Below are 22,407 nucleotides of genomic sequence, written 5' to 3'. Positions count from 1 at the left end.
CGGAGCCCGTCATGCGCCGTCTGTTCATCCCGCTTCTGCTGTCCCTGCTCGCCGCTGGCTGCACGCCTCCGGGGCCGCCACCGGGGGGCAGCATCGCCACGTTCGAGCGCATCGACACCCAGCCGGGTACCGGTGCCGAAGCGGTACCCGGCACCAAGGTCACCGTGCATTACACCGGGTGGCTGTACGACGAACGCACCGCCGACAAGCATGGCGAGAAGTTCGACAGCTCGCTCGACCGCGGCGAACCGTTCGCCTTCAACCTGGGCCAGAAGCAGGTCATCCGCGGCTGGGATGAAGGCGTTGCCGGCATGAAGGTCGGCGGCAAGCGCACGCTGATGATCCCGGCGGAGTATGGCTACGGCAACCGTCGCACCGGGCCGATCCCGGCCGGCTCCTCGCTGGTCTTTGATGTTGAACTAATTGATGTCCAGCCCCGCTGAAAAACACGCCGTGGTGATCGGCGGCGGCCCGGCCGGGCTGTTCGCCGCCGAGCGGCTGCGCGCCGCCGGCCTGCAGGTAGACCTGTACGAGACCAAGGGCTCGCCGGGACGCAAGTTCCTGATCGCCGGCAAGGGGGGGCTCAACCTCACCCATTCCGACCCGCGCCCGCTGTTCGACAGCCGCTATCGCGAACGGCAGGCGCAGGTTGGCCGCTGGCTGGACGGCTTCGATGCCGAGGCCCTGCGCCATTGGGCGCAGGGCCTCGGCGTGGATACCTATGTAGGCAGTTCCGGGCGCGTGTTCCCGGTGGACCGCAAGGCCGCGCCATTGCTGCGGGGCTGGGTGCGCCGCCTGAAGGAACAGGGGGTGCGCTTCCATGTCCAGCACCACTGGCTGGGCTGGAATGGCGACGGCAGCCTGCGTCTGCGCAATGAGGACGGCGAGATCGGCGTGCACGCCGATGCCACCGTCCTGGCGCTGGGCGGCGGCAGCTGGCCGCAGCTCGGCTCCGATGGCGGTTGGACGGCGGTGCTGCAGCAGCACGGCGTGGCCGTGGCACCGCTGCAATCGGCCAATTGCGGTTTCGACATCGACTGGAGCGTGCATTTCCGGCAGCGCCATGCCGGTGCACCGCTCAAGCCGGTGATCGCGCATTGGCCGGACCTGCAGGGCCAGCCGCAGCAGCTTCAGGGCGAGTGCGTGATCAGCGAGTACGGCATTGAAGGCAGCCTGATCTATGCACTGGCAGCCGACCTGCGCGAGACGCTCAACCGGCAGGGCCGGGCGCAGCTGGAACTGGACCTGGTCCCGGGCCGCGAGGAAGCACGCCTGCTCGCCGACCTCGGCCGGCCGCGCAGGGGCCGCAGCTTCGGCGAGCACCTGCGCCGTGCGGCGGGGCTGGATGCGGTCAAGGCGGGGCTGCTGTTCGAAGTGCTGGGCAAGGACGCGGGCAATGACCTGCACGCGGTGGCGCGTACGCTCAAGCGCCTGCCGCTGCGCCTGCTGCGCCCGCGCCCGATGGCAGAGACCATCAGCACGGCAGGCGGTGTACGCCTGGAAGCCATGGACGACGGGCTGATGCTGACCGCCCTGCCCGGCGTGTTCTGTGCCGGCGAGATGCTGGACTGGGAAGCCCCGACCGGCGGCTACCTGCTCACCGCCTGCTACGCGAGCGGGCTGCGCGCTGCCGAAGGCGCGATCACCTGGTTGGCGCAGCGGTAAGGCGCAATGCGCGGACACCATCCCGGCCTGCCGGGAGCACATCGTCGCGAGCGCGCCGAGCCATGCGCGACGATGCTCTCCCGGTAGTACCGCAGCGGAGCATGGCTCCGCGCTGCCGGGGTCAGCGTTCCTTGCTTGCGCGCAGCGCGGCGATGCGCGAGGGCGGGTTGAACGAATCGCTGCGTGCATCGGCCCAGTAGTCGCGGAACACGACATGCTCCGGCACCTTGTTCAGCAGTTCACCCGGGGTCAGATAGCGGTACAGGCTGGAAAGCGAACGGATCTCCACCGGCGACACGCGGCGCAGGATGTGCTCCGGGCCCAGCTCGGACGGATCGTTCAATCCGGCCGCGCCCAACAGGTCGCGCAGCGCGCGCAGGGTGTTCTCGTGGTAACGGAACACGCGTTGCGCCTTGTCCACCGGCTCCAGGTGCCGCCAGCGGCTGGGATCCTGGGTGGCGATGCCGGTCGGGCACTTGTCGTTGTGGCAACTCAGCGACTGGATGCAGCCCAACGCGAACATGAAGCCACGCCCGGCGTTGCACCAGTCCGCACCCAGCGCGATGGTGCGCGCGATCTCGAACGCGCTGGTCACCTTGCCGGCAGCGCCCAGGCGCACGCGGTCGCGCAGGTTCAGGCCCACCAGCGTGTTGTGCACCAGGATCAGGGCTTCGTTCATCGGCACGCCGACGTGGTCGATGAACTCGGCCGGCGCCGCACCGGTGCCGCCTTCGGCGCCGTCGACGACGATGTAGTCCGGCAGCAACCCGGTTTCCTGCATGGCCTTGGCGATGCCGAACCATTCCCACGGATGGCCGATGGCCAGCTTGAAGCCCACCGGCTTGCCGTCGGACAGCTCGCGCAGCCGCGCCACGAACTGCAGCAGCTCGACCGGCGTGGAGAACGCCGAATGCTTGGATGGCGACACGCAGTCCACGCCCATCGGCACGCCACGCGTCTGCGAGATCTCGGCACTGACCTTGGCCGCCGGCAGCACGCCACCATGGCCCGGCTTGGCGCCCTGCGAGAGCTTGATCTCGATCATCTTGACCTGCTCAAGCCGGGCGTTCTCGATGAAGCGCTCCTCGCTGAAGCGGCCATTCTCGTCACGGCAGCCGAAGTACCCCGAGCCCAGCTCCCATACCAGGTCGCCGCCCTGTTCGCGGTGGTAGGGCGAGATCGAGCCTTCGCCGGTGTCGTGGTAGAAGTTGCCCAGCTGCGCGCCTTTGTTGAGTGCGCGGATCGCGTTGGCCGACAGCGAGCCGAAACTCATCGCCGAGATGTTGAACACGCTCGCCGAATACGGCTTGGCGCAATCGGCACCGATGACCACGCGGAAATCATGATGCGGGATGCTGGTCGGCGACAGTGAATGGTTGATCCATTCGTAATCCACCGCATAAGCACTGCGCAGCGTGCCGAACGGCACCACGTCCATCTCGTTGCGTGAACGCTGGTAGATCAACTGGCGCTGCTGGCGCGAGAACGGCACGTCCTCCAGGTCGCTCTGCACGAAATACTGGCGGATCTCCGGCCCGATCGACTCGAAGCCATAGCGGAAATGCGCCAGCACCGGATAGTTGCGCCGCAGGACACTGCGGCGCTGCAGCACATCCCAGGTGCCGAGCACCGACATCAGGCCAAACAGGGCCACGCCCCAGTACCAGGCAGGCCACTGGCTTGCCAGGGCCAGCGATACCGGCAACAGGATCAGTGCCAGCACATAAACCAGATAACGATGCATTACCGTCCTCGCGGTCGGGGATGGCGGATTCTACAACCGGTCGTCCACTGCCTGCCGGGGCCAGGCCGATTTCACGTCGTAGACCACCACGTCCGGCACGCCCAAGGCACGGATGGCGTCGACATCCAGTTCACGGAACTGCCGGTGCGCCACCGCCAGCACCACCGCGTCGTAGGCGCCGGCCGCGGGTTCATCGGCCAGCGTCACCCCGCCCATGTCGTGCGCGCCGCGCGGATCCGCCCATGGGTCGAAGGCATCGACCGAAGCACCCGCCGCGGACAGCATCTGCACCAGGTCCAGTGCGCGACTGTTGCGCAGGTCCGGGCAGTCCTCCTTGAAGGTGACGCCAAGCACCAGCACGCGCGCACCGGACAAGGCCTTGCCCTTGCCTTCGAGCAGCAACCGCACCCGCGTGACCACGTGCGCCACCACGCGGTTGTTGACCTGGCGCGCGGTATGGATCAAGTCCGGGTGATAACCCACGCTCTCGGACTTGTGCAGCAGGTAGTACGGGTCCACGCCGATGCAATGTCCGCCGACCATGCCCGGGCGGAACGGCAGGAAGTTCCACTTGGTGCCCGCCGCCTCGAGGACATCGAGGGTGTCGATCTCCAGCTTGTCGAAGATCAGCGCCAGTTCGTTGACCAGCGCGATGTTCACGTCACGCTGGATGTTCTCCACCACCTTGGCCGCCTCGGCCACGCGGATCGACGGCGCCGGCCAGGTACCGGCGGTGATGATGCGCCGGTACAGCGCATCGACCACGTCGGCCGCTTCACGGGTGGAACCGGCGGTGATCTTGCGGATGTCCGGCAGGCGCCGCTGGCGGTCGCCCGGGTTGATCCGCTCGGGACTGTAGCCGCAGTAGAAGTCCTCGTTGAAACGCAGCCCCGAACCCTGCTCCAGCAGTGGCACGCAGACTTCCTCGGTGGTCCCCGGGTACACGGTGGACTCGTAGATCACCAGGTCACCGCGCTTGAGCACGCCGGCGATCAACGCGCTGGCGCGCCGCATCGGCTCCAGGTCAGGCTGCTCGTAGGCGTCGATGGGCGTGGGCACGGTGACGATGTAGACGTTGCGTGGCGCCAGCGCGGCGGCGTCGGCCGTGTAGCGGGCATGCACGCCCGCGGCCAGTTCATCGTCTTCCAGCTCCAGCGTGTGATCGTGCCCGGCCTGCAGCTCGGCCACGCGTGCGGCATCGATGTCGTACCCCAGCACGTCCAGCGTCTTGCCGAACTCCACCGCCAGCGGCAGGCCCACGTACCCCAGGCCGATGATGGCGATCCGCGGCTCGGCCGCAGCAGTAATCCGGGCGCTCATGCCGCTCCTGACAATACGAAGGTGGTGCCCGGGGCGGGGATCGAACCCGCATAGCCTTGCAGCTGAGGGATTTTAAGTCCCTTGCGTCTACCAGTTTCGCCACCCGGGCATCGCGATAGCGTGCCTGATCCGGCCGCAATTGTGAATTGCGGCCGGCGTGGCGGGCGGCGCCGGCATCAGATCGCGCGTGAATAGCGGGCCGGTTGCTGGGGCGCCTTCAGGTAACGGTCAAAGCACATCGCGATCAGGCGCAGCAGGGGGCGCCCCTGGCGCGTGGCGGCCACCACGCCATCCCGGCAGCTGGCCAGCCCGTCCTGCTCCAAGCCGCGCAGCGCCTGCAGCTCGTCGGCGAAGTAGCGGTCAAAGTCCACGCCATGGCGACGGCCCAATGCACGTCCGTCCACCCGGCCATGGCACATCAGCTCCTGGATCAGCGCCGCGCGCAGCACATCATCGGCATCCAGTTCCAGGCCACGCCAGACCGGCAAGCCTCCCGCTTCCAGGCGCGCCTCCCAGTCCTTGAGATCACGCGGGTTCTGGCTGTAGCTGTTGTCGATGCGGCTGATGGCGCTCACCCCGAGCCCCAGCAGGTCGGTGTCGGCGTGCGTGGTGTAGCCCATGAAATTGCGATGCAGGCTGCCCGCCCGCTGGGCGCGCGCGAGATCCTCTTCCGGCAGGGCGAAATGATCCATGCCGATGTACTGGTAACCGGCCGCCGACAGCCGTTCCACCGCCAACCCCAGCAGGGCCAGCTTCTGGTCCGGATCGGGGAGGTCGGCATCGAGGATCTGGCGCTGCGCCTTGAACATGTGCGGCAGGTGCGCGTAGCCATAGATCGCCAGGCGATCCGGACGCACGGCCATCACGGTGTCGAGCGTGCGCCCGAAGCCGGCCAGCGTCTGCTTCGGCAGGCCGTAGATCAGGTCCACGTTGACCGAGCGCATGCCGCTGTCGCGGCAGGCCTGGAGGATGGCCATCGTGTCATCGACGCCCTGCACGCGGTTGATGGCGTGCTGCACGTCCGGATCGAAGTCCTGCACGCCAAGACTGGCGCGGTTGAAGCCCAGCGCCGCCAGTCCGGCGATATCGGCCACGCTGACCGAACGGGGGTCCAGTTCGATGGAGAAATCACGCTCGGCGCGCGGGCTGAAACGAAAGCGTTTTCCCAGCCCTTCCAGCAACCGCTGCAGCTGCGCCGGCTCCAGGAAGTTGGGCGTTCCGCCGCCGAGGTGCAGCTGGATGACTTCGCGGGCCGGGTCGAACAACGGCGCGGCGCGGTCCGCCTCGCGCAGCATCTGGTCCACGTAGTGCTCGCCCTTGCTGCGGTCACGGCTGATCACCCGGTTGCAGCCGCAGTAGAAGCAGGGGCTGGTGCAGTACGGGACATGCACGTAGAGCGAGAGCGGCCGCGCCGAGGTGTTGCTGCGTGCGATGGCGGCCTGCAGCTGCGATTGGCCGTAGCCGTCATGGAAGTGCGGCGCCGTGGGATAGGAGGTGTAGCGCGGCCCAGGACGATCATGCCGGCGCAGCAGTTCCGGGTCGAAGGTCCAGCCCAGCGGGTTCAGCAGTACGGGATTCGTGTCCATGGCGCCTAGGATCTGCCAGCCGGGCTGGCCGCGCCTTGAGCCAGATCAATCCGGCCGCGGCCCATGGCTTGATCCAGATCAAGGCCTTCGGCGCGATCGCCTTCTAGGCTGCGGTCCTCGTCATTGCGCCCATCCATCGCGTACCCGCCTCCCCCACGGGCGCGCGGCACCGGCCCCGCTCCTCTCTCCGGAACCCATGAACGACATCGACCCTGCGCCGCCTTCATTACGCCCTGCCGCACAGCAACTTGGCGCGGTGCTCTGGCCCAGCTTCTTCGCCGCCGTGGTCGCCGCTGCGCTGTTCTTCTCGGTGGTCGACCCCCTGAAACTGGCCGCCATCAGCCTGCCGCAGCACGGCATCAGCCGCGAACTGGGCTACACCATCGGCTTCCTGCTGCTGTGGCTGGCCACCGCCTCGGCCAGCGCCGTCACCGCGTTGTTGCTGCGCCCGCGCAGGGATGCCGACGACGGAAGCGCCTTCGAATGAGCCTGTCGCAAGGCAAGCGCGCCCGCACCGCGCTGCGCACGGCCGTCGCGCTGGCGCTGCTGGCCGCGTTCTACCTGCTGCCGTGGCTGCGGCTGGACGGCCAGCCGATCCTGCTGCTGGACCTGTCGGCGCGGCGGTTCCATCTGTTCGGGTACAGCCTGCAGCCGGAGAACGCCCTGCCCCTGTTCTGGCTGGTCACCGCGGCCGCAGCGCTGCTGTGCCTGGTCACGGTGATGTGCGGCCGGCTGTGGTGCAGCCATGTCTGTCCGCAGACCGTGCTGACCCGGGTATTCCGCACGCTCGACCAACTCACCGCCTTCGATGGCCCGGCCGCCCGCTTCGGGCCGGCGCTGCGGCATGTGCTGTGGGCCGCCATCGCCCTGTGGACCGGCATCAGCTTCGTCGGCTACTTCAGCCCCATCGGCGGCCTGATCCATGACCTGACGCATTTTTCGCTGGGCATGTGGGAAGGCTTCTGGATCGTCTTCTACGCATTGGCCACCTGGGCCAACGTGGTCTACCTGCATGAACAGGTCTGCAGCCACCTGTGCCCCTACAGCCGCGTGCAGCACCTGATCACCGATGCACGCACGCCCACCGTCCGCTACATCGCCGCGCGCGGCGAACCGCGCGGCCCACGCCCACACGGCGGCCCGAGCGTGCTGCATCGCTCGCGCGGGCTGCTCGACCCGGTGACCGCCAACGACTACGTGTTTCGTGCCGCCCATCCGGCCATTGCCGGCGCCTTGCCCAAGTTCAACCCCGAGCACCTGGGCGACTGCACCGATTGCGGGGCCTGCCTGCAGGCGTGCCCGATCCGGCTGGATATCCGCAATGGCCATTCCAGCCATTGCATCGAATGCGGCGCCTGCGAAGACGCCTGCGACGAGGCGATGGTGCTCCAGCATTTCCCCGAAGGCCTGATCCGACGCATGGCGCCGGAGCCGGACGGCGGGCAGCCCCCGCCCGCGCTGCGCGTCAAACCCCTGCTGTTCACGGCCGCCATGCTGGTGGCACTGGTACTGACCATCGTTACCGCCGGGGCGCCGTACTGAGGTTCACCCCCTCCTGGAGGGCAGACACGAAAAAGCCGGCCCAAGGCCGGCTTTTCTGTTCCCCCCCCCGCTGCGGGGAGTGGTGGGCGGTACAGGGTTCGAACCTGTGACCCCTACCATGTCAAGGTAGTGCTCTACCGCTGAGCTAACCGCCCCTTTCGCAACACGCGTGCATTGCGGTGGTGCTGCCCGCACCGGGGTACTGCTTCAACAAAAAAGCCGACCCGATGGCCGGCCTTTTTGGATGTCCACTCGACCCGATTCCGGGGAGTGGTGGGCGGTACAGGGTTCGAACCTGTGACCCCTACCATGTCAAGGTAGTGCTCTACCGCTGAGCTAACCGCCCGTCGCTGCAACAATTCACCGTTGCGAGGGCGCGTATCTTAACCAACCCGGCCCGGTTGGACAACCGTTTTCTGCAAAAATCTTCACGCTGGCCACCTCAGCCCAGATTGGCCTCCTTGAGCTTGTGGATCTGGTCGCGCACCCGGGCCGCGTCCTCGAACTCCAGGTCGCGGGCATGCTGGTACATCTTCTGTTCCAGCTCCTTGATCCGCGCCGCCAGTTTGCCCGGGTCCATTGGCAGGTAGTCGGCCTCCGGCTCGGCCACGCGACGCCCCTTGCCCTTGACGCTGGACTTGGCCGAACCCTCCTCGTGCGCCCCTTCCAGGATGTCCACGATGGGCCGCGCCACCGAGCGGGGCACAATGCCGTGCAACTCGTTGTACTCCACCTGCTTCTGCCGGCGACGGTCGGTTTCGTCGATGGCCGCCTGCATCGAGCGGGTCATCTTGTCGGCGTACAGGATCGCCTTGCCGCGCACGTTGCGGGCGGCACGGCCGATGGTCTGGATCAACGAACCGGTCGAGCGCAGGAAGCCCTCCTTGTCCGCGTCCAGGATCGCCACCAGCGATACTTCCGGCATATCCAGGCCCTCGCGCAGCAGGTTGATGCCGACCAGCACGTCGAACTTGCCCAAGCGAAGGTCGCGGATGATCTCCACCCGCTCCACCGTGTCCACGTCCGAGTGCAGGTAGCGCACCCGGATGCCGTGCTCGCCCAGGTACTCGGTGAGGTTCTCGGCCATGCGCTTGGTCAGCGTGGTGACCAGCACGCGGTCGCCCATCTTGATGCGCGCATTGCACTCGGACATCAGGTCATCGACCTGGGTGCCGACCGGGCGGATCTCCACCTGCGGATCGATCAGGCCGGTCGGGCGCACCACCAGCTCGGTGATCTCCTCGCCGGATTCGCGCAGCTCGTACGGGCCAGGCGTGGCCGACACGTAGATGCTGCGCGGCGAGCGCGCCTCCCATTCCTCGAACCGCAGCGGGCGGTTGTCCAGCGCCGAGGGCAGGCGGAAGCCGAACTCCACCAGCGTTTCCTTGCGCGAGCGGTCGCCCTTGTACATCGCGCCGATCTGCGGAATGGTGACGTGCGATTCGTCGATGACCAGCAACGCGTCGGCCGGCAGGTAGTCGAACAGGGTCGGCGGCGGCTCGCCGGCAGCCTTGCCGGTGAGGTGGCGGGAGTAGTTCTCGATGCCGTTGCAGTAGCCGACCTCGGCCATCATCTCCAGGTCGAACTGGGTGCGCTGCGCCAGGCGCTGCGCTTCGACCAGCTTGTTCTGCGCGTACAGCAGCTCCAGCCGCTCCTTCAGCTCGACCTTGATGGTCTCGATCGCCGCCAGCACGCGCTCACGCGTGGTCGCGTAGTGCGTCTTGGGGTAGATGGTGTAGCGCTGCATCCTGCGCAGGCTTTCCCCGGTGAGCGGGTCGAACATGCTCAGTTGCTCGATCTCGCCGTCGAACAGCTCGATACGCACCGCCTCGCTGTCCAGTTCGGCCGGGAACACGTCGATCACCTCACCGCGCACGCGGAAGGTACCGCGCTGCAGTTCGTACTCATTGCGGGTGTATTGCAACTGGGTGAGATGCTTGATCAGGTCGCGCTGGTCGATGCGCTCGCCCTTGGACAGGATCAGGCGCAAAGACAGGTAGTCCTCGGGCGCACCCAGGCCATAGATCGCCGAAACGGTGGCCACCACGATCGCGTCCGGTCGCGACAGCAGCGTCTTGGTCGCGGCCAGGCGCATCTGCTCGATGTGCTCGTTGATCGAACTGTCCTTCTCGATGAAGGTGTCCGAGGCCGGCACGTAGGCCTCCGGCTGGTAATAGTCGTAATAGCTGACGAAGTATTCCACCGCGTTGTGCGGGAAGAACGCCTTGAACTCGCCGTACAACTGCGCGGCCAGGGTCTTGTTCGGCGCCATCACCAGCGTCGGCCGCTGGATCTGCTGCACGACGTTGGCGATGGTGTAGGTCTTGCCCGAGCCGGTCACGCCCAGCAGCGTCTGCTTGGCGATGCCCGCTTCGAAATTGGCCACCAGCTTCTCGATGGCGGCAGGCTGGTCACCGGCCGGAGCGTAAGGCGATACGAGCTGGAAGCTGTCGGACATGGGGAGGCCTTGCCTGCGTGGACTGCCCAGTATAGCGAGCCTGCCCTACCCGCCTCTGCGGCGTGGGATTAGGGCGACAGTCGACCATCAGAAATATGAATGAAGCCCGCAGCACCCCACCATGGCCGCGCCACCTTCGGACGCCGCTACCATGGCCCCGCCGCAACCCAAGCAATCCCCCGGTGCCACCGCCCGGGGCATCACCCTCACCGAACTGTTGATCACCCTGTGTGTCATGGCGATCCTGCTGGCACTGGCAGCGCCGGCGGTCTCGGGCGTGGTCACACGGGTTCGAATCGAAACCAGCATGCACCTGCTGCACTCCCAACTGTCCATCGCGCGCAACACCGCCATCACGCGCCAGGTCACCGTTCGCGTCTGCCCCAGCCAGGACGGACTGCATTGCAGCCAGGACAGCAACTGGAACCGTCGCTGGCTCATGTTCCAGGCCCAACGGCAGGAGAAGCACCCCGCCAACCCGGCGGCGATCCTGCAGGTCACCGATCCACCGCGACTACCGGCAACTGCCGCGATCAGGTCCAGCATCGGGCGTCGCCATGCCCGCTTCCAACCGGATGGACGCAGCGGCGGTAGCAATCTCAGCATCTGCTTCTATGAGCGGGACCGGCCGCGCGGCAGGATCGTGATCAACAACACGGGCAGGATCCGCGCCGAACGCGCTTCATCGCCGCGCTCCTGCCTGTGATCATCGGCGCAAAGAAAAAGCCGCGATTGCTCGCGGCTTTTTTTGAATCTGGCGCCCGAAGTTGGACTCGAACCAACGACCCCCTGATTAACAGACGGCACGAGCGCGCTTTGCCATGATTTGATTTTGGGGGAAAAAACGCGCTTACACGGTTGAAATTGCTCGACATGATGGCGTCAAGTCTGAGGGTTTGAGCGTGCACAGCTTGGCGTTGTTGTGCGCAAGAACCGTGTTCAGACGGTGTCGCAAACGTCGAGGAACCAACCCATGAAAGCGAAGATCACTCAGGCGCTCGTCGAGCGGGCGCCGCCGGTGGAGCGTGGCCGCACGGCCCTGTACGCCGACCCCGAGCTGCGGGGCTTCTACCTGATCGTCTCCAGCACCAAGCGCTCGTACTACACGCAGAGCCTGGTGCGTGGGCGGCAGGTGCGGACCAAGATCGGGGAGCACCCCGCGCTTGCGGCGAAGGACGCGAGGGCGCTCGCCGCCAAGACGCTGGTCGCCATGCGCGCTGGCGTCAACCCGACCGAGGAACGCAGGAAGGCGCGTGCGCGGGGCATGACGCTGCGGCAGGCGCTGGACCTGCACATCGCCGCGAAGAAGCTGTCGGCGAAGACCGTCGAGGGCTACCGCTACAACTGCGACCACTACCTGCCGGACTGGCTCGACACGCCGCTGGCCGAGCTCGGCCCGGATCGCGCAGGCGTGCGGGAGCGCCACGCGCGCATCACCAAGAAGAACGGCGCCACCACGGCCGACGCGGTGTTCCGCATCTTCCGCGCCGTCTACAACCGCGGGCTGCGCGAGCACCCGGACCTGCCCGCGAACCCGGCGATGAACGTGGACTTCCACGGCCAGAAGCGCAGGAAGGTGGACGTCGATGCGGATCGCCTGAAGGCGTGGGGCAAGGCAGTGCTCGGCCTGTCACCCATCAGGCGTGACCTCAACCTCTTCATGATGTTGTCGGGGATGCGGCGCACGGCGGCGTGCGAGGCGCGGATGGAGCACGCCAGCGACGATGGACTCGCACTGCACGTTCCATCACCCAAGGGCGGCGTGGCACGAGCATTCGATCTGCCGCTGTCGTCTGCGCTGGCTGACCTCGTCGCCCACAGAGCCGCCGCCAACCCCGCGATCAATCGAAGGAGCCCGTGGCTGTTCCCTTCGGACAGCAGAAGCGGGCACGTCGCCGAGGTACAGCAGCCCGAGCTGGACGGCCTGACGGGGCATGCGCTCCGCCATGCCTATGCGTCGCTGGCATTGCAGGCAGGCACTCCGCTGCTGGAGCTGAAGTTCCTGCTGAACCACAGTGCGTCCAGCGGCGGCGTGACCATGGGCTACCTGCATCCCTCGCTCGACCACCTGCGCGAGCATCAGGAGAAGGCGTCGGCCTACATCCTCGACGCGCTGGGCATGGTCCACGAGCCCGGATCGTGGCCGCCGCGGCTCAAGGAATAGCCGCACGGCGTCACCAGGTGGACCGTGTCGCTTCCGGTGGCTTCGGCCTTGGTGCTGAGCAGCCCGAGGCCGTCCGGACGCGACACGGAGCCACCTGAGAAGCCTGATGATGTAATGGTGTTTTTGGCATGGTTTAGCCGGTAGTATTCGAGTCAATCGGGCCAGCAACTGACCCGAGGATCGTCGGCAATGGCTATGGCGATCAGAAGTGCTTTCGGTGGCAAGAACAGCCGAGGCCAGCCCAGCATGACGAACTGAGCAGCCCATCTCCTGCGACGCACAGCAGGGCCTAGTCCCCCGGCGGCATTCCGCCGTCGCGGGAGCCTTGGAGATGGAGCAGAAGAGATGGCAAGGCCATACGAACCCAAGACCCTCACGCCGCAGGAGCTCGCGGCGCTGCACGCATTGCCCGACGACGCCGTCGTCACCAGCATCGAGGCCGCCGCCTTCCTGCGGCTGACGCCGCGCACCATGGCGTGGAACCGCACCCAGCGCCCCGAGAACCACCCGCCGCACCACGTCGTCGGCTCTCGCACGGTCCGCTACCGGATGGGCGACCTGCGTGCCCACATGAAGCGCCGCGGCGCGAACCTGGAGGGCTGACCATGGGCGCGAAAGAAAACGCCCGCGTGCAAGGCGGGCGCAAGGTTACGACTGACCAGAGGAGTGAGCTGTCCAGGACTCACGGGATCAATGATGCCGTGGGGCACAGCTCGCCGACGCCATCATTCGACGTCGATGGTCTGATCCGCGCGGGCCTCACGCTGATCCCGCTGCACAGGTGGGACGCCAAGGACGCGAGGGGCCGCGACCGCGGGAAGACCCCGCGCGACGGTGCCTGGCAGGCCAGGGACTACGACAGCCGCGAGGTGCTGGAGCAGGCGCGGCGCGACGGCCGCAACGTGGGCGTGCGCCTGCCGCCTACCTGGATGGTGCTGGACGTGGACCCGCGCAACTTCGGCGGGAAGGACGACCCCGGCAACACGGCAGGACGCGACCCACTGGCCGAGCTAGCGCGGGACGCGCGGCTCGACCTGTCCGCGTGCCCGCACGTCGTCACCGGATCGGGCGGGCATCACTACTACTTCAGGAAGCCCGCCGACGTGCAGGTGCTCGACAGCCTGGAGGACTACCCTGGCGTGGAGTTCAAGAGCCACGGCCGACAGGTCGTCGCGCCTGGGTCGGTCCACCCGAACGGCAGGCGATACGGCTGGGATGACCTGGCGCCTTTCCCCGAGGAGGCGCCGCAGGTGCCCGACACGCTGCTGCGCCTGATCCGCAGGCCGACGCGGGCGCACGGCGAGGCCGCGGGCTTCGGCGAGCTGACGCCGGAGATGCTGGCCGATACGCTGGAGCAGCTGGACGCCGAGGACTTTCAGGATCACGACAGGTGGCGCGACCTGATGATGGCGTGCCATCACGCGACCGCCGGCGACGGTCGCCAGGAGTTCATCGACTGGTCCACGCAGGATGCCAGGTATCAGGGCGATGCGTGGCTCATCGGCAGGCGGTGGGACTCGCTCCACGCCACCGCAGGCAGGGGCGCGCGGCCCATCACCGCAAGGCTGCTGCACAAGGTCGTCCAGGAGGCGGGCGGCCACGTCGCGGTGGCCGACGCAGCCGACGACTTCGACGTGTACGAGGACCCTGTAGAACTGGGCCGGGGCGTGGACGACGCGGCGCTGCGCGAGCCGCCGAAGGCAACGGGCATCGAGGCCGTGATCGACGAGCTCAACGAACGGCACTACATCGTGCTGGACAACGGGTTCCAGATCATCACCGAGGAACGTGACCCGGTCTTCCGCGGCCGCGTCCGTTACCAGCGGCTCTCCAAGAGCGACTTCCGCTCGTCCTACGAGCACGAGCTGGTCGAGAAGAACGACAAGCTGGTGACCAAGGCCGACGCATGGCTCAAGAGCGCACGCCGCCGCCAGTACAAGGGCTTGATCTTCGACCCGTCCGGAAAGGGCCAGGATGGCTGGCTCAACATGTGGAAGGGGTGGTCCGTGCAGCCGAAGAAGGGCGACTGGTCGCTGCTGCGCCAGCTCATCCTGGAGGTGCTAGTGGACGGCGACCGCGACCATTTTGAGTGGGTACTCGACTGGATCGCCTTCATGTTCCAGCACCCCGAGCAGGTCGCCGAGGTGGCCGTCGCATTCCGCGGCGAGAAGGGCACCGGCAAGGGCACCCTAGGCCGCGCACTGTTCAAGCTGGCGGGCGCGAGCGGGCTGCACATCAGCTCGCCTGGCCACCTCACGGGCCGCTTCAACTCGCACCTGCAGAACTGCGTCTGCCTGTTCGCCGACGAGGCGTTCTGGGCGGGCAACAAGGAAGGCGAGTCGGTGCTCAAGCAGCTCGTCACGGAGCCCACGCTGACCTATGAGGGCAAGGGCCGCGACGCCGTGACCGGACGGAACCACGTCCACATCGTCATGGCATCCAACAACGACTGGGTCGTGCCTGCCGGCATGGACGGCGAGCGCAGGTTCGCGGTGTTCAACGTCAACAACAGGCGCAAGGGCAACACGGCGTTCTTCCGTGCACTCAACCGCCAGCTTGACGAGGGCGGGCTGGCTGCAATGCTGCACGACATGCTGACCCGCGATCTGGGCGACAGGCACCCGCGCGACAGCGTCCCGCAGACCCAGGCGCTCATTGAGCAGAAGGCTATGAGCCAGAGCCCCGAGGAATCGTGGTGGAACGGCCTGCTGGACAGCGGCCGCCTGCCTGGCCTGATGATCGACCTGCCCTGGCACGAGGAGTCCGTCATGGTGGACCGAGACGAGCTCTACGACGACTACGTTGCCTACGCCAAGAAGTTGAATGCGCGCCCGAGGGCCAAGTCCGGCCTGATGATGCGGATCAAGAAGCGGGCCGGGATCGGCGAGAAGCAGGTGGTCCTGGAGAAGGGGCGCAAGACCTGGCTCTGGGTCCTGCCCCAGATCGACGACGCGCGCGCACTCTGGGAGAAAAGCATGGGGGGCAGCGCCTACTGAGGGCGGATTCGGCCACGGCTGCACTGACTCAGACTCTCGCCCGACCGCCTGTTACAAGGGGTCGGGCATTTTTTCTTTACAGATCATGCGCTTACCGAACGCACGAACTGCACAGCGTTTTTCGCTCAGTTCGCACAGCATTCGGCGCGCTCGTCGCGACGTCGAACCGAGCCGTTTGCGCTGTGTTTTTCTGTTTTCTTATTTTTAGTCCGTGAAGTCTGTGTAGTTCGTGAAAATTAATAAAAACAAGGCTTTGGGGCACACGAACTGATTCGCTGGGCACGGACTCAAGGTCGTGCAGCCCTGTTGCCCTTATGGATCGCACCTGACGGTGGCCGAGCATGGCGGGCGTGGCAACCGACGCGGGGGACGCGTCGGATCGTCCTTCCGACCGTGTGCGTTCTGTCCCTCGCGCGCGAGGCGAACGGTCCAGGCCGTCCCACCGATGTGCGCCACCTAATCAGACATGAGAGGGCCGACGCCATTCAAGCCGTTGATCCGACTGCTTGAACGATGGCGTGCCTGCGCGCGTAAGCACGACACGATCACGCCGTAAGCCATTTTTCATGGAGACGGCGACCATGCCTTCTGTCCCCAACTCATTCTCGCCCGAACGGCGCGAGGTGTTCTTCCAGGTGCTGGAGGACACGTGCTCGCCCAAGCAGGCCGCAGCGGCGGCTGGCATCAGCAGGCAGACGGCCTTCTACCACAAGGCCAACGACATCGAGTTCCGCACGCGGTGGGAGAAGGCGGTCGAGGTCGCCCTGGACGCGCTCCTGGACGAGGCGTACAGGCGCGCGGCGATCGGCTACGACGAGCCGGTCATCCACCAGGGGCGCCTCGCCACCACCGCGGACCCGACGACCGGCGAGGAGAGGCCGCTCACCGTCAGGAAGCACAGCGACAGGCTCCTAGAGGTGCTGCTCAAGTTCCGCTACGGCGAGCAGATGGCCGACAGGCTGCGCGTCAGGGTCGAGGACACGGGCCTGTCGGCCGACGCCCTGCTGGCGATGCCCGCCGACGAGCGCGCCCAGCTGGTGGCGCTGCTCTCCAAGTACAACGCGGCGCGGCCGCACGACGAGGAACAGGACGATGAGTGACAAGCTGAGCGTCGCCGAGGCACTGGCCAAGGCGGAGCAGATCGAGGTCATGCTGGGCGCGATCGAGGGCACGGCGCCCGACGCGGTCGCGGCGATGGGCGGGCGCGACGCCCTGGCCCGGCGCAGCGAGATGACGTGCCTCGGCCCGGTGCCGCGCCTGGACGCGGACGAGTGGGAGCGCATGTCGCTGGAGTACGAGGCGCGGCGCGAGCATGGCAGCGTCAACCGGGGCCACTAACGGGCAGCCGGTCGCCGTCGAGGTGGACGGGGTGCGATACCCCTCCGCCAGGTCGGCGGCCCGGGCGCTCGGCCTCAGCCCCAACGGGGTGTCGGTCCGGTGCCACTCCGACAGGTGGCCCGACCACCGCTGGCTCGGCGCGACGCCTGGCCGGCGGGAGCTGACGCCCGAGGACAGGCGCATCGCAAGGCCCCTCACCGAGCCCGAGCGGTGGCCGAACGACGGCGGCGCGCGGCGCGTCCCCGTTATGGACCCGAACTACGACCCGCCCAAGGTCGTGCGCCGGGTCGGCTGGCTCCGCTGCATGTGCTGCGGGCGGTCCCACTTCTCCGAGGACGTGGCCCGCGCCCGCATGTGCCTGGACTGCGGCGGCGCCGGCGGCATGCCGACCGGGCCGCGCCCCGACTGGGACGCCTGACATTCCATCGGCGGGCGGCGCGAGGCCAAGCCCATGATTCGCAAGCCGCAGTGACGGCGGCAGATTCGAGGGAAACACGTCCGGAGAACGATGGCGTTCGCGGCCAGCGCACCCCGACACATTGCAGGCATCCGGTCAGCGCATTGGCGCGCAGACCACCCCGAGGCTGGGGATGCGCTCGTGACAGGCGACCGGAGGACCACAACCCACCGGAGCACACGAGCAATGAAGATCGAACTCAGCGACACCCCCCTCCTCAGCACCCAGCAGATCGGCGAGCTCGCCTCGACCCTGGACCTGCTGCACAAGCGCACCTTCGCCGCGATCGAGCGGCTGAACAAGGACATCGCGACCCGCAAGCAGCAGATCGCCGCGCGCTGGAAGAGCGCCCCCGGCATCGGCATGGCCGACGTGGCGCGCTTCGCCGAGCACGAGACGCTCGCCAGCGTCCGCGAGATCAAGGACAACTCCAAGGCCGAGCTGGACAAGATCATGAAGGAGGCCGGCGCGCCGCACGCGCAGCTGGTCGCGCAGCGCCAGTTCTACGACTCCCCGGCGAAGGTCCTGGCCCGCGCGGCCCTAGGCGACCCGAAGCGCACCGAGTACCTCCAGCAGCTCCAGCACGCCGGCCCCGCCGAGCTCGGCCACATGGCCCAGGTCGCCGTCGGCACGCGCAACGTCGCCCTGGCCTCGGCCGTGCTGTCCCTGATCGACCGCCTGCCCACCAAGGACCGCCCGGTCGGCCCGGCCGAGCTGGCGACGGCGATGAAGCAGGACGACTTCCTGAAGGTGCAGGAGTACATCAAGCTGGGTGACGCGCGCCTCCAGGGCATCCTGGTCGCGATCCGCGCCTGGCACGCCGGCAAGTCGAACCCGCTGAGCTCGGTCCAGCTCGCCATGCGCGAGCAGGAGATCGACCACGACCTGATCGGGGGCGACTGCGATGACTGACCGACGCGCCCACTATCCACCGTGCCACCCGGCGATGCTGGCACTCGCCGCCCTGGTCGCGGCGATCCAGCACAGGTGCGATCCGTTCCCTGAGCTGGAGGCCGCAGCGGCCCGCAACGGCGTGGCCGTCGGCTCCGAGGAGTTCGACGAGGCCGCGGCCCTGGCCGGGCAGCCCTACTGCCGCGCGCTGGACCTGTACGTCGACCGCGAGACCAAGCGCAGGGCGGACGCCCTGGGGTCGGGGATGGCGCACCTGGCCTTCCTCCCGGCCTGACCCGAGCAAACCCGGCCGGGCTGGTTAGGTGCGCAGAGGGCAACGGGTGGCCCGGCCGTGTTTCGGAGGGGATGTCGTCATGGCATCCCCTTCTTTTTCATGAACTTAGGGAGTCCCATCCGCCGACGGGCAATTGGGGTGTCATAGTCGGTTAATGAGGCACTTGATCCAAGACATGCACGACTCGATCGTCCAGCTCGTCTGGTGCGAACTCAATTCGGGCATCGGCTCGTTACCTGGCCCATGGCCAAGCTCGTTCCTGACGTCCGAGAAGATCAGCTTCAATGCCGACTGCTCCCACTTCGAGATGAAGCTGCCATTCTTAGCGCTGGCTAGGTTGTCTATGTAACTGTGAGCACCCCGCTCGCCGCCATGCGTCCATCCCTTTTCGGCGGAGATGATTTTGATTGTGCTCTCAAGGGCCTTGGCAGCGTAGAAGGCAGGGTCTCGGCCACCGCTATCGCGACGATCGATCGCCTCTTTCATGTCAGTGTCCACATTCGCCCATTTCGGATCATTGACCAGCGCCCAAAATGGCGTCTCGATCTCACGCTCAATCGCCTCATCCTCAGCTATCTGGATGAAGCCGTTGTGGTAGTTCAGTCTTGTTCCGGCGCGGCGGAAGCGTTCATTAAGCTCGCACACATTCGCTCGAAAAGCATCATTGAATGTCTTGTTAGCAGCTCTCACTCCATCTGCCCTATTGCCTGGTATGCGTAAAGTGGAATGCAAGTTTTGTGCAGCTTCTGCCTGGGCGATCTTGGCGGGAAGCTCAGCGTTTGCTTTGGCTACGGCATTCTCCCTATCACGGAACGCGATCTCGACGAAGCTCAGGCGCTCCTTGATGAATCTGTCAGCGGGCACGTTCGGATCATATGCCGCGCAGACAAAGTTGTTACAGACGTGCACCAACGCCGACGAAACCCAATATTGGTGATCGTTGCCTGCCATCTTCGTCTGCGCCCAATACCCCATCGGTGCGAGTTGCTGTTGGCCCAACTCCATGCTGAGCCTGTCGTGCATTGACTTCCAAGTGGCCTTGGCGTCGTCTCTTTCCTTGCCTTCCGGGGTCCAATATGGAAAAAGTTGCTCGCTAACTATCCGAAATGCTTGGACTAGCAATCGGCGTTCCGCCTCACCAAAACCCCTCCAGATTGGGACGATGGAATATCGTTCCGCAAAAATATCGGTAAGCATCAATTCACCCCCTCTCTGACTGCCGGATTATGGGGCCGCTGTCTGCTGTCTGCTGTCTGCATTTTTCCACGGAATGTTCCGTCTGCCCAAGCATCTTCCGGGTCGGGGGGGGGGGGCTCCCGGCTCGAGGGAACCGCGACCTAATGCCTACGTGCCCACCAACACGTAGGAGAACGCCATGAAGCTGGAAGAAATGCCCAGCAAGGACCTGCTGGCCCTGCACAACCGCATCGCCGACAAGCCCGCGGGTCCCAAGACCTTCGCGACTCGGGCGAAGCTCGTCGCGCGGATCGATCGGGTCGCGGCCGACAAGAACATCGATCTGGCCTCATTCGGGCAGCCGAAGAAGCCCAAGGCGACCGCGCAGCGCGTAGAGCCAAAGGCCGACGTCGCCGAGACGCCAGAAGCGACCGAGAAGAAGTCGCGCGGCCTTGGCGTGGGCGCGCTCGCACGCGCGATCCTGATGGACCCGGCCGGCCACCCGCACACGCTTATCGCGGAGATGGTCAACGCGCAGATCGAGGGCGCGGCGGCGACTGGGAAGAGCGTTCGGTGGTATGCCAACGACATGCGCAAGAAGGGCGTCGAGGTGCCGCCGCGTCAGAAGCACCACCCCGCCGACATGAACGAGCAGCAGTCTACCGAGGCGCTGTCCACGGTCTGGGTGGTCGAGCCTGCACGGCCTGACGGCTGACGCCGTTCTCTAGCCATGTATGAGAAAGGGCCACCGTGACGGTGGCCCTTTTCTTTTCATCCGCTTGTGCGCTTTGGCGCGCTTATCGTTGGTCGGTGAATGCTACTTGAAAACGATCCCGATCACGTCTTCAATGAAGCTGCTCACCTTCTTCGGTCCGGGATTGTACTTTCCTGGATGACCGCACTTGTTGCGCAGATCTAAGCATCCTTCAAGTACACCTTTCTCGTTGCTGTCAAAGACGCCCAGGTCGCTTGCGATTTGAATCAAGAGCTTTTCCTTGACGTAAGTCAGGTCATCGCTCTTGCTGATCGCCTTCCGCCTTGGACTCTTGTCGTGCTTCGCGACTGCGGCATCAACAACGCTTGCCCCGTTGGCAAAAACGCGATCCCTGACCTCCTTGGTAACGGCAGACCACAAGAATACGACCGTCGCCCTGAGTGCGTTCACCTGAAGGCACTTGACCGCCTCGTGCAAGTAATCTGCGACATCCTTGTCTGGGACCGTATTTACCAGTGCATCGAGGGTTGCCACGTCATTCTCAATCTCGACATCATTAGCAGGCAGTTGGAGTAGCTCTCGGACTCTATCCTGTCCACTGGCAGTAAGTGCCCAGAGAATCCTCTGGCCCTGCTTCCCTGCTTGATGAACATACGGTGCCGCCTTCGAAAGAACGTCAGCAACGTTCATATTCTTGGCGTTTTTGACCTTTCCGCGGCGCAATAGGGCGCGAAGCCCATCGACCGTCGCTTCGCCGACGCTCTCGTATCGCTGCTGGAAGTACAAGGCAGCGAGACAAATGTCTCGGTTAGTGGCGGCCTTCAGTGGGTGCAAGAACTCTACGAGCGTCACCTAAGTCAATCCTCGCTGCCGTTCGCCTTTCCCTTGGTCACCTTGTAAGTTGCCCTCATGTGCATCTCGCCGGAGACAGTGAGCTTCCAGTTCTTACCCGATTGAATATAGATAGCCTTGCCGTTCGCCTTGGCGCCCTTGAAGGTCATGTCAGGCCTGCCTGGCACGATCATTCCACACTCGTCAGCAAGCGCCTTAAGCTCTGAAGTCGTGAACGGATGATTGCCCCTCTGGGAGTAGAGCCAAGCAACCAATACTTCCAGTGCCTCATGGGGCTTTCCGGTCTCAAACGACTGGACGAAAGCTCCAAGATCCCCAGTGTCAGGCGCGTCACCCGAGTCGTCATCTGCATCTACGGTTCCGCCGCTGGCAGCACGCTTGAGCGTTTGCTTCTTCGAGAAATACATTGACGTGAGCATCTCGAATGCTGCGAGCCTGATGGCGGGATCCAGCTTCTCAACTACTTCGTTAATTTGCAGAAGCAGCTTCTTCGTCTCGTTGAAATCCTTTCCGTCCGACATGAATCCCCCTGATTCTGATGTATTTGATAATCGCAGAAAGCCTCGCCAAGGCATGCCGGCTTATTAGGCATGCGGTCGCTCCCAGCTCATTCAAATTATCACATCATCCCCCAAGATGGGTGCGAGGCGTTCCTATATGAGTCAGTGGGTTATGCGACTTTGTTGGGCTAGAGACAGGCACCTGTCCACGCATCGGCGAAGTTATCCCGCCCCTCAAGGATCACGCTTTTGCCACTGGACACGAAGCGCCGGAAGCCTGTGTATCCGCCAAACTCGTTCTTGGCGTTGACCCGTCCGCATGCGACTACGCCGAACTCCTCAGTATAGTTGGCGCGGACGTCCCGGAACTGCGCGGCGTCCGGGTCCTTCAACTCGGCCCTTACCGCGCGCTCGGCCGCGACGATCGTCTCGGCGCCGAACCACTTCTGCTGCTGCGCCTTCTTCTCGGCCGCCGTCATGGGGCGCTGGGGTTCGGGTGGCTGCGTCTCGGACTCATGCGCCTGTTTCGGTGGCACCTCAGCCACCGTTGCGGGCGCCTTGGCAGCCGTGGACTCGCCGCGTGGTACCACCTTCGACCCGATCCAGGCCAGGGCCACCACAACAACCAGAAGAATCCCTATCCGCTTCATGTATCCCTCCGAGTCAACGTTAGCTAATAGTCTATTTTGGACTAATCCAACACGGACT

General features: G+C 65.6%; 22 protein-coding genes and 3 tRNA genes. 14 read left to right on the top strand and 11 right to left on the bottom strand.

All coding sequences use genetic code 11. The features are described from left to right. The first annotated feature begins 11 nt into the window (after positions 1 to 11). Both VA603_RS16010 and VA603_RS16005 read left to right on the top strand, forming a co-directional pair. The gene (locus VA603_RS16010; RefSeq protein ID WP_323439437.1) at positions 12 to 443 is read left to right on the top strand and encodes an FKBP-type peptidyl-prolyl cis-trans isomerase; all 432 of its coding nucleotides are present in this window, start codon (positions 12 to 14) and stop codon (positions 441 to 443) included. Further along, complete coding sequence (locus VA603_RS16005; protein ID WP_323439436.1) at positions 427 to 1,665, top strand: TIGR03862 family flavoprotein; 1,239 nt, start codon at positions 427 to 429, stop codon at positions 1,663 to 1,665. The genes VA603_RS16010 and VA603_RS16005 overlap by 17 nt, the downstream gene beginning before the upstream one ends. Positions 1,666 to 1,786: 121 nt before the next feature. Here VA603_RS16005 and VA603_RS16000 read toward each other — a convergent pair whose 3' ends face one another. The 4 genes from VA603_RS16000 to hemN form a co-directional block, all read right to left on the bottom strand. Continuing rightward, entirely contained in the window at positions 1,787 to 3,409 is a 1,623-nt protein-coding gene (locus tag VA603_RS16000; RefSeq protein ID WP_323439435.1) for an FMN-binding glutamate synthase family protein, read from the bottom strand. Between the two features lie 30 nt (positions 3,410 to 3,439). Continuing rightward, positions 3,440 to 4,729: a nucleotide sugar dehydrogenase gene (locus VA603_RS15995; RefSeq protein WP_323439434.1), complete on the bottom strand. Its 1,290-nt coding sequence runs from the start codon at positions 4,727 to 4,729 to the stop codon at positions 3,440 to 3,442. A gap of 22 nt (positions 4,730 to 4,751) precedes the next feature. Next, a tRNA-Leu gene (locus tag VA603_RS15990) sits at positions 4,752 to 4,838 on the bottom strand. A gap of 67 nt (positions 4,839 to 4,905) precedes the next feature. Beyond that, on the bottom strand, positions 4,906 to 6,315 hold the full coding sequence (gene hemN / locus VA603_RS15985) for an oxygen-independent coproporphyrinogen III oxidase (RefSeq protein WP_323439433.1): 1,410 nt from the start codon (positions 6,313 to 6,315) through the stop codon (positions 4,906 to 4,908). A 196-nt stretch (positions 6,316 to 6,511) separates the two neighbouring features. On the opposite strand from hemN, the gene VA603_RS15980 reads away from it, so the two are divergent. Together VA603_RS15980 and VA603_RS15975 are read left to right on the top strand one after the other, a co-directional pair. Beyond that, entirely contained in the window at positions 6,512 to 6,802 is a 291-nt protein-coding gene (locus tag VA603_RS15980; RefSeq protein ID WP_132862702.1) for a hypothetical protein, read from the top strand. Next, positions 6,799 to 7,857: a 4Fe-4S dicluster domain-containing protein gene (locus VA603_RS15975; protein WP_323439432.1), complete on the top strand. Its 1,059-nt coding sequence runs from the start codon at positions 6,799 to 6,801 to the stop codon at positions 7,855 to 7,857. The genes VA603_RS15980 and VA603_RS15975 overlap by 4 nt, the downstream gene beginning before the upstream one ends. Positions 7,858 to 7,937: 80 nt before the next feature. On the opposite strand, the gene VA603_RS15970 is transcribed toward VA603_RS15975, so the two are convergent. From VA603_RS15970 to uvrB, 3 genes are all read right to left on the bottom strand, one after another. After that, positions 7,938 to 8,012: transfer RNA gene (locus VA603_RS15970), tRNA-Val, on the bottom strand. Positions 8,013 to 8,128: 116 nt separating this feature from the next. Further along, positions 8,129 to 8,203, bottom strand: a tRNA-Val gene (locus VA603_RS15965). 96 nt (positions 8,204 to 8,299) lie between these two features. Further along, on the bottom strand, positions 8,300 to 10,315 hold the full coding sequence (gene uvrB / locus VA603_RS15960) for an excinuclease ABC subunit UvrB (protein WP_313251362.1): 2,016 nt from the start codon (positions 10,313 to 10,315) through the stop codon (positions 8,300 to 8,302). A gap of 151 nt (positions 10,316 to 10,466) precedes the next feature. Between uvrB and VA603_RS15955 the strand changes: the two genes are divergently transcribed. From VA603_RS15955 to VA603_RS15915, 9 genes are all read left to right on the top strand, one after another. After that, complete coding sequence (locus VA603_RS15955; RefSeq protein WP_323439431.1) at positions 10,467 to 11,021, top strand: GspH/FimT family pseudopilin; 555 nt, start codon at positions 10,467 to 10,469, stop codon at positions 11,019 to 11,021. A 267-nt stretch (positions 11,022 to 11,288) separates the two neighbouring features. Continuing rightward, positions 11,289 to 12,479, top strand: a complete 1,191-nt coding sequence (locus VA603_RS15950) for a tyrosine-type recombinase/integrase (protein WP_323439430.1) — start codon at positions 11,289 to 11,291, stop codon at positions 12,477 to 12,479. A gap of 345 nt (positions 12,480 to 12,824) precedes the next feature. After that, positions 12,825 to 13,082 (top strand): DNA-binding protein, encoded by a 258-nt coding sequence (locus VA603_RS15945; RefSeq protein WP_323439429.1) that lies wholly within the window; start codon positions 12,825 to 12,827, stop codon positions 13,080 to 13,082. Between the two features lie 2 nt (positions 13,083 to 13,084). Further along, positions 13,085 to 15,475: a bifunctional DNA primase/polymerase gene (locus VA603_RS15940; RefSeq protein WP_323439428.1), complete on the top strand. Its 2,391-nt coding sequence runs from the start codon at positions 13,085 to 13,087 to the stop codon at positions 15,473 to 15,475. Between the two features lie 581 nt (positions 15,476 to 16,056). Further along, positions 16,057 to 16,575: a hypothetical protein gene (locus tag VA603_RS15935; RefSeq protein ID WP_323439427.1), complete on the top strand. Its 519-nt coding sequence runs from the start codon at positions 16,057 to 16,059 to the stop codon at positions 16,573 to 16,575. Continuing rightward, a complete protein-coding gene (locus tag VA603_RS15930) occupies positions 16,568 to 16,813 on the top strand; it encodes a hypothetical protein (protein WP_323439426.1) in 246 nt (81 codons plus the stop codon). The genes VA603_RS15935 and VA603_RS15930 overlap by 8 nt, the downstream gene beginning before the upstream one ends. Beyond that, positions 16,788 to 17,231: a hypothetical protein gene (locus VA603_RS15925; protein ID WP_323439425.1), complete on the top strand. Its 444-nt coding sequence runs from the start codon at positions 16,788 to 16,790 to the stop codon at positions 17,229 to 17,231. Before VA603_RS15930 ends, VA603_RS15925 begins: the two co-directional genes overlap by 26 nt. Positions 17,232 to 17,456: 225 nt before the next feature. Then, the gene (locus tag VA603_RS15920; RefSeq protein WP_323439424.1) at positions 17,457 to 18,182 is read left to right on the top strand and encodes a hypothetical protein; all 726 of its coding nucleotides are present in this window, start codon (positions 17,457 to 17,459) and stop codon (positions 18,180 to 18,182) included. Next, positions 18,175 to 18,456 (top strand): hypothetical protein, encoded by a 282-nt coding sequence (locus tag VA603_RS15915; RefSeq protein ID WP_217438146.1) that lies wholly within the window; start codon positions 18,175 to 18,177, stop codon positions 18,454 to 18,456. The genes VA603_RS15920 and VA603_RS15915 overlap by 8 nt, the downstream gene beginning before the upstream one ends. A 141-nt stretch (positions 18,457 to 18,597) precedes the next feature. Here the strand turns inward: VA603_RS15915 and VA603_RS15910 are convergent, their stop codons facing one another. Next, positions 18,598 to 19,653, bottom strand: coding sequence for an AbiJ-NTD4 domain-containing protein (locus tag VA603_RS15910; RefSeq protein WP_323439423.1), 1,056 nt, complete (start codon positions 19,651 to 19,653; stop codon positions 18,598 to 18,600). 178 nt (positions 19,654 to 19,831) lie between these two features. Between VA603_RS15910 and VA603_RS15905 the strand changes: the two genes are divergently transcribed. After that, positions 19,832 to 20,347 carry a hypothetical protein gene (locus VA603_RS15905; RefSeq protein ID WP_323439422.1) on the top strand — a complete coding sequence of 172 codons (516 nt, stop codon included), beginning with the start codon at positions 19,832 to 19,834 and terminating at the stop codon, positions 20,345 to 20,347. A 102-nt stretch (positions 20,348 to 20,449) separates the two neighbouring features. Here VA603_RS15905 and VA603_RS15900 read toward each other — a convergent pair whose 3' ends face one another. From VA603_RS15900 to VA603_RS15890, 3 genes are all read right to left on the bottom strand, one after another. Next, complete coding sequence (locus VA603_RS15900) at positions 20,450 to 21,199, bottom strand: hypothetical protein (protein ID WP_323439421.1); 750 nt, start codon at positions 21,197 to 21,199, stop codon at positions 20,450 to 20,452. A 5-nt stretch (positions 21,200 to 21,204) separates the two neighbouring features. Further along, positions 21,205 to 21,720, bottom strand: coding sequence for a hypothetical protein (locus tag VA603_RS15895; protein WP_323439420.1), 516 nt, complete (start codon positions 21,718 to 21,720; stop codon positions 21,205 to 21,207). A gap of 167 nt (positions 21,721 to 21,887) precedes the next feature. Then, positions 21,888 to 22,349: a hypothetical protein gene (locus VA603_RS15890; RefSeq protein ID WP_323439419.1), complete on the bottom strand. Its 462-nt coding sequence runs from the start codon at positions 22,347 to 22,349 to the stop codon at positions 21,888 to 21,890. Positions 22,350 to 22,407: the final 58 nt, after the last annotated feature.

The organism is Stenotrophomonas capsici, assembly GCF_034961085.1.
Lineage (GTDB): Bacteria > Pseudomonadota > Gammaproteobacteria > Xanthomonadales > Xanthomonadaceae > Stenotrophomonas > Stenotrophomonas capsici.
Note: the sequence above shows the minus strand (reverse complement) of the source record. Positions and strands in the feature narration are given on the sequence as shown.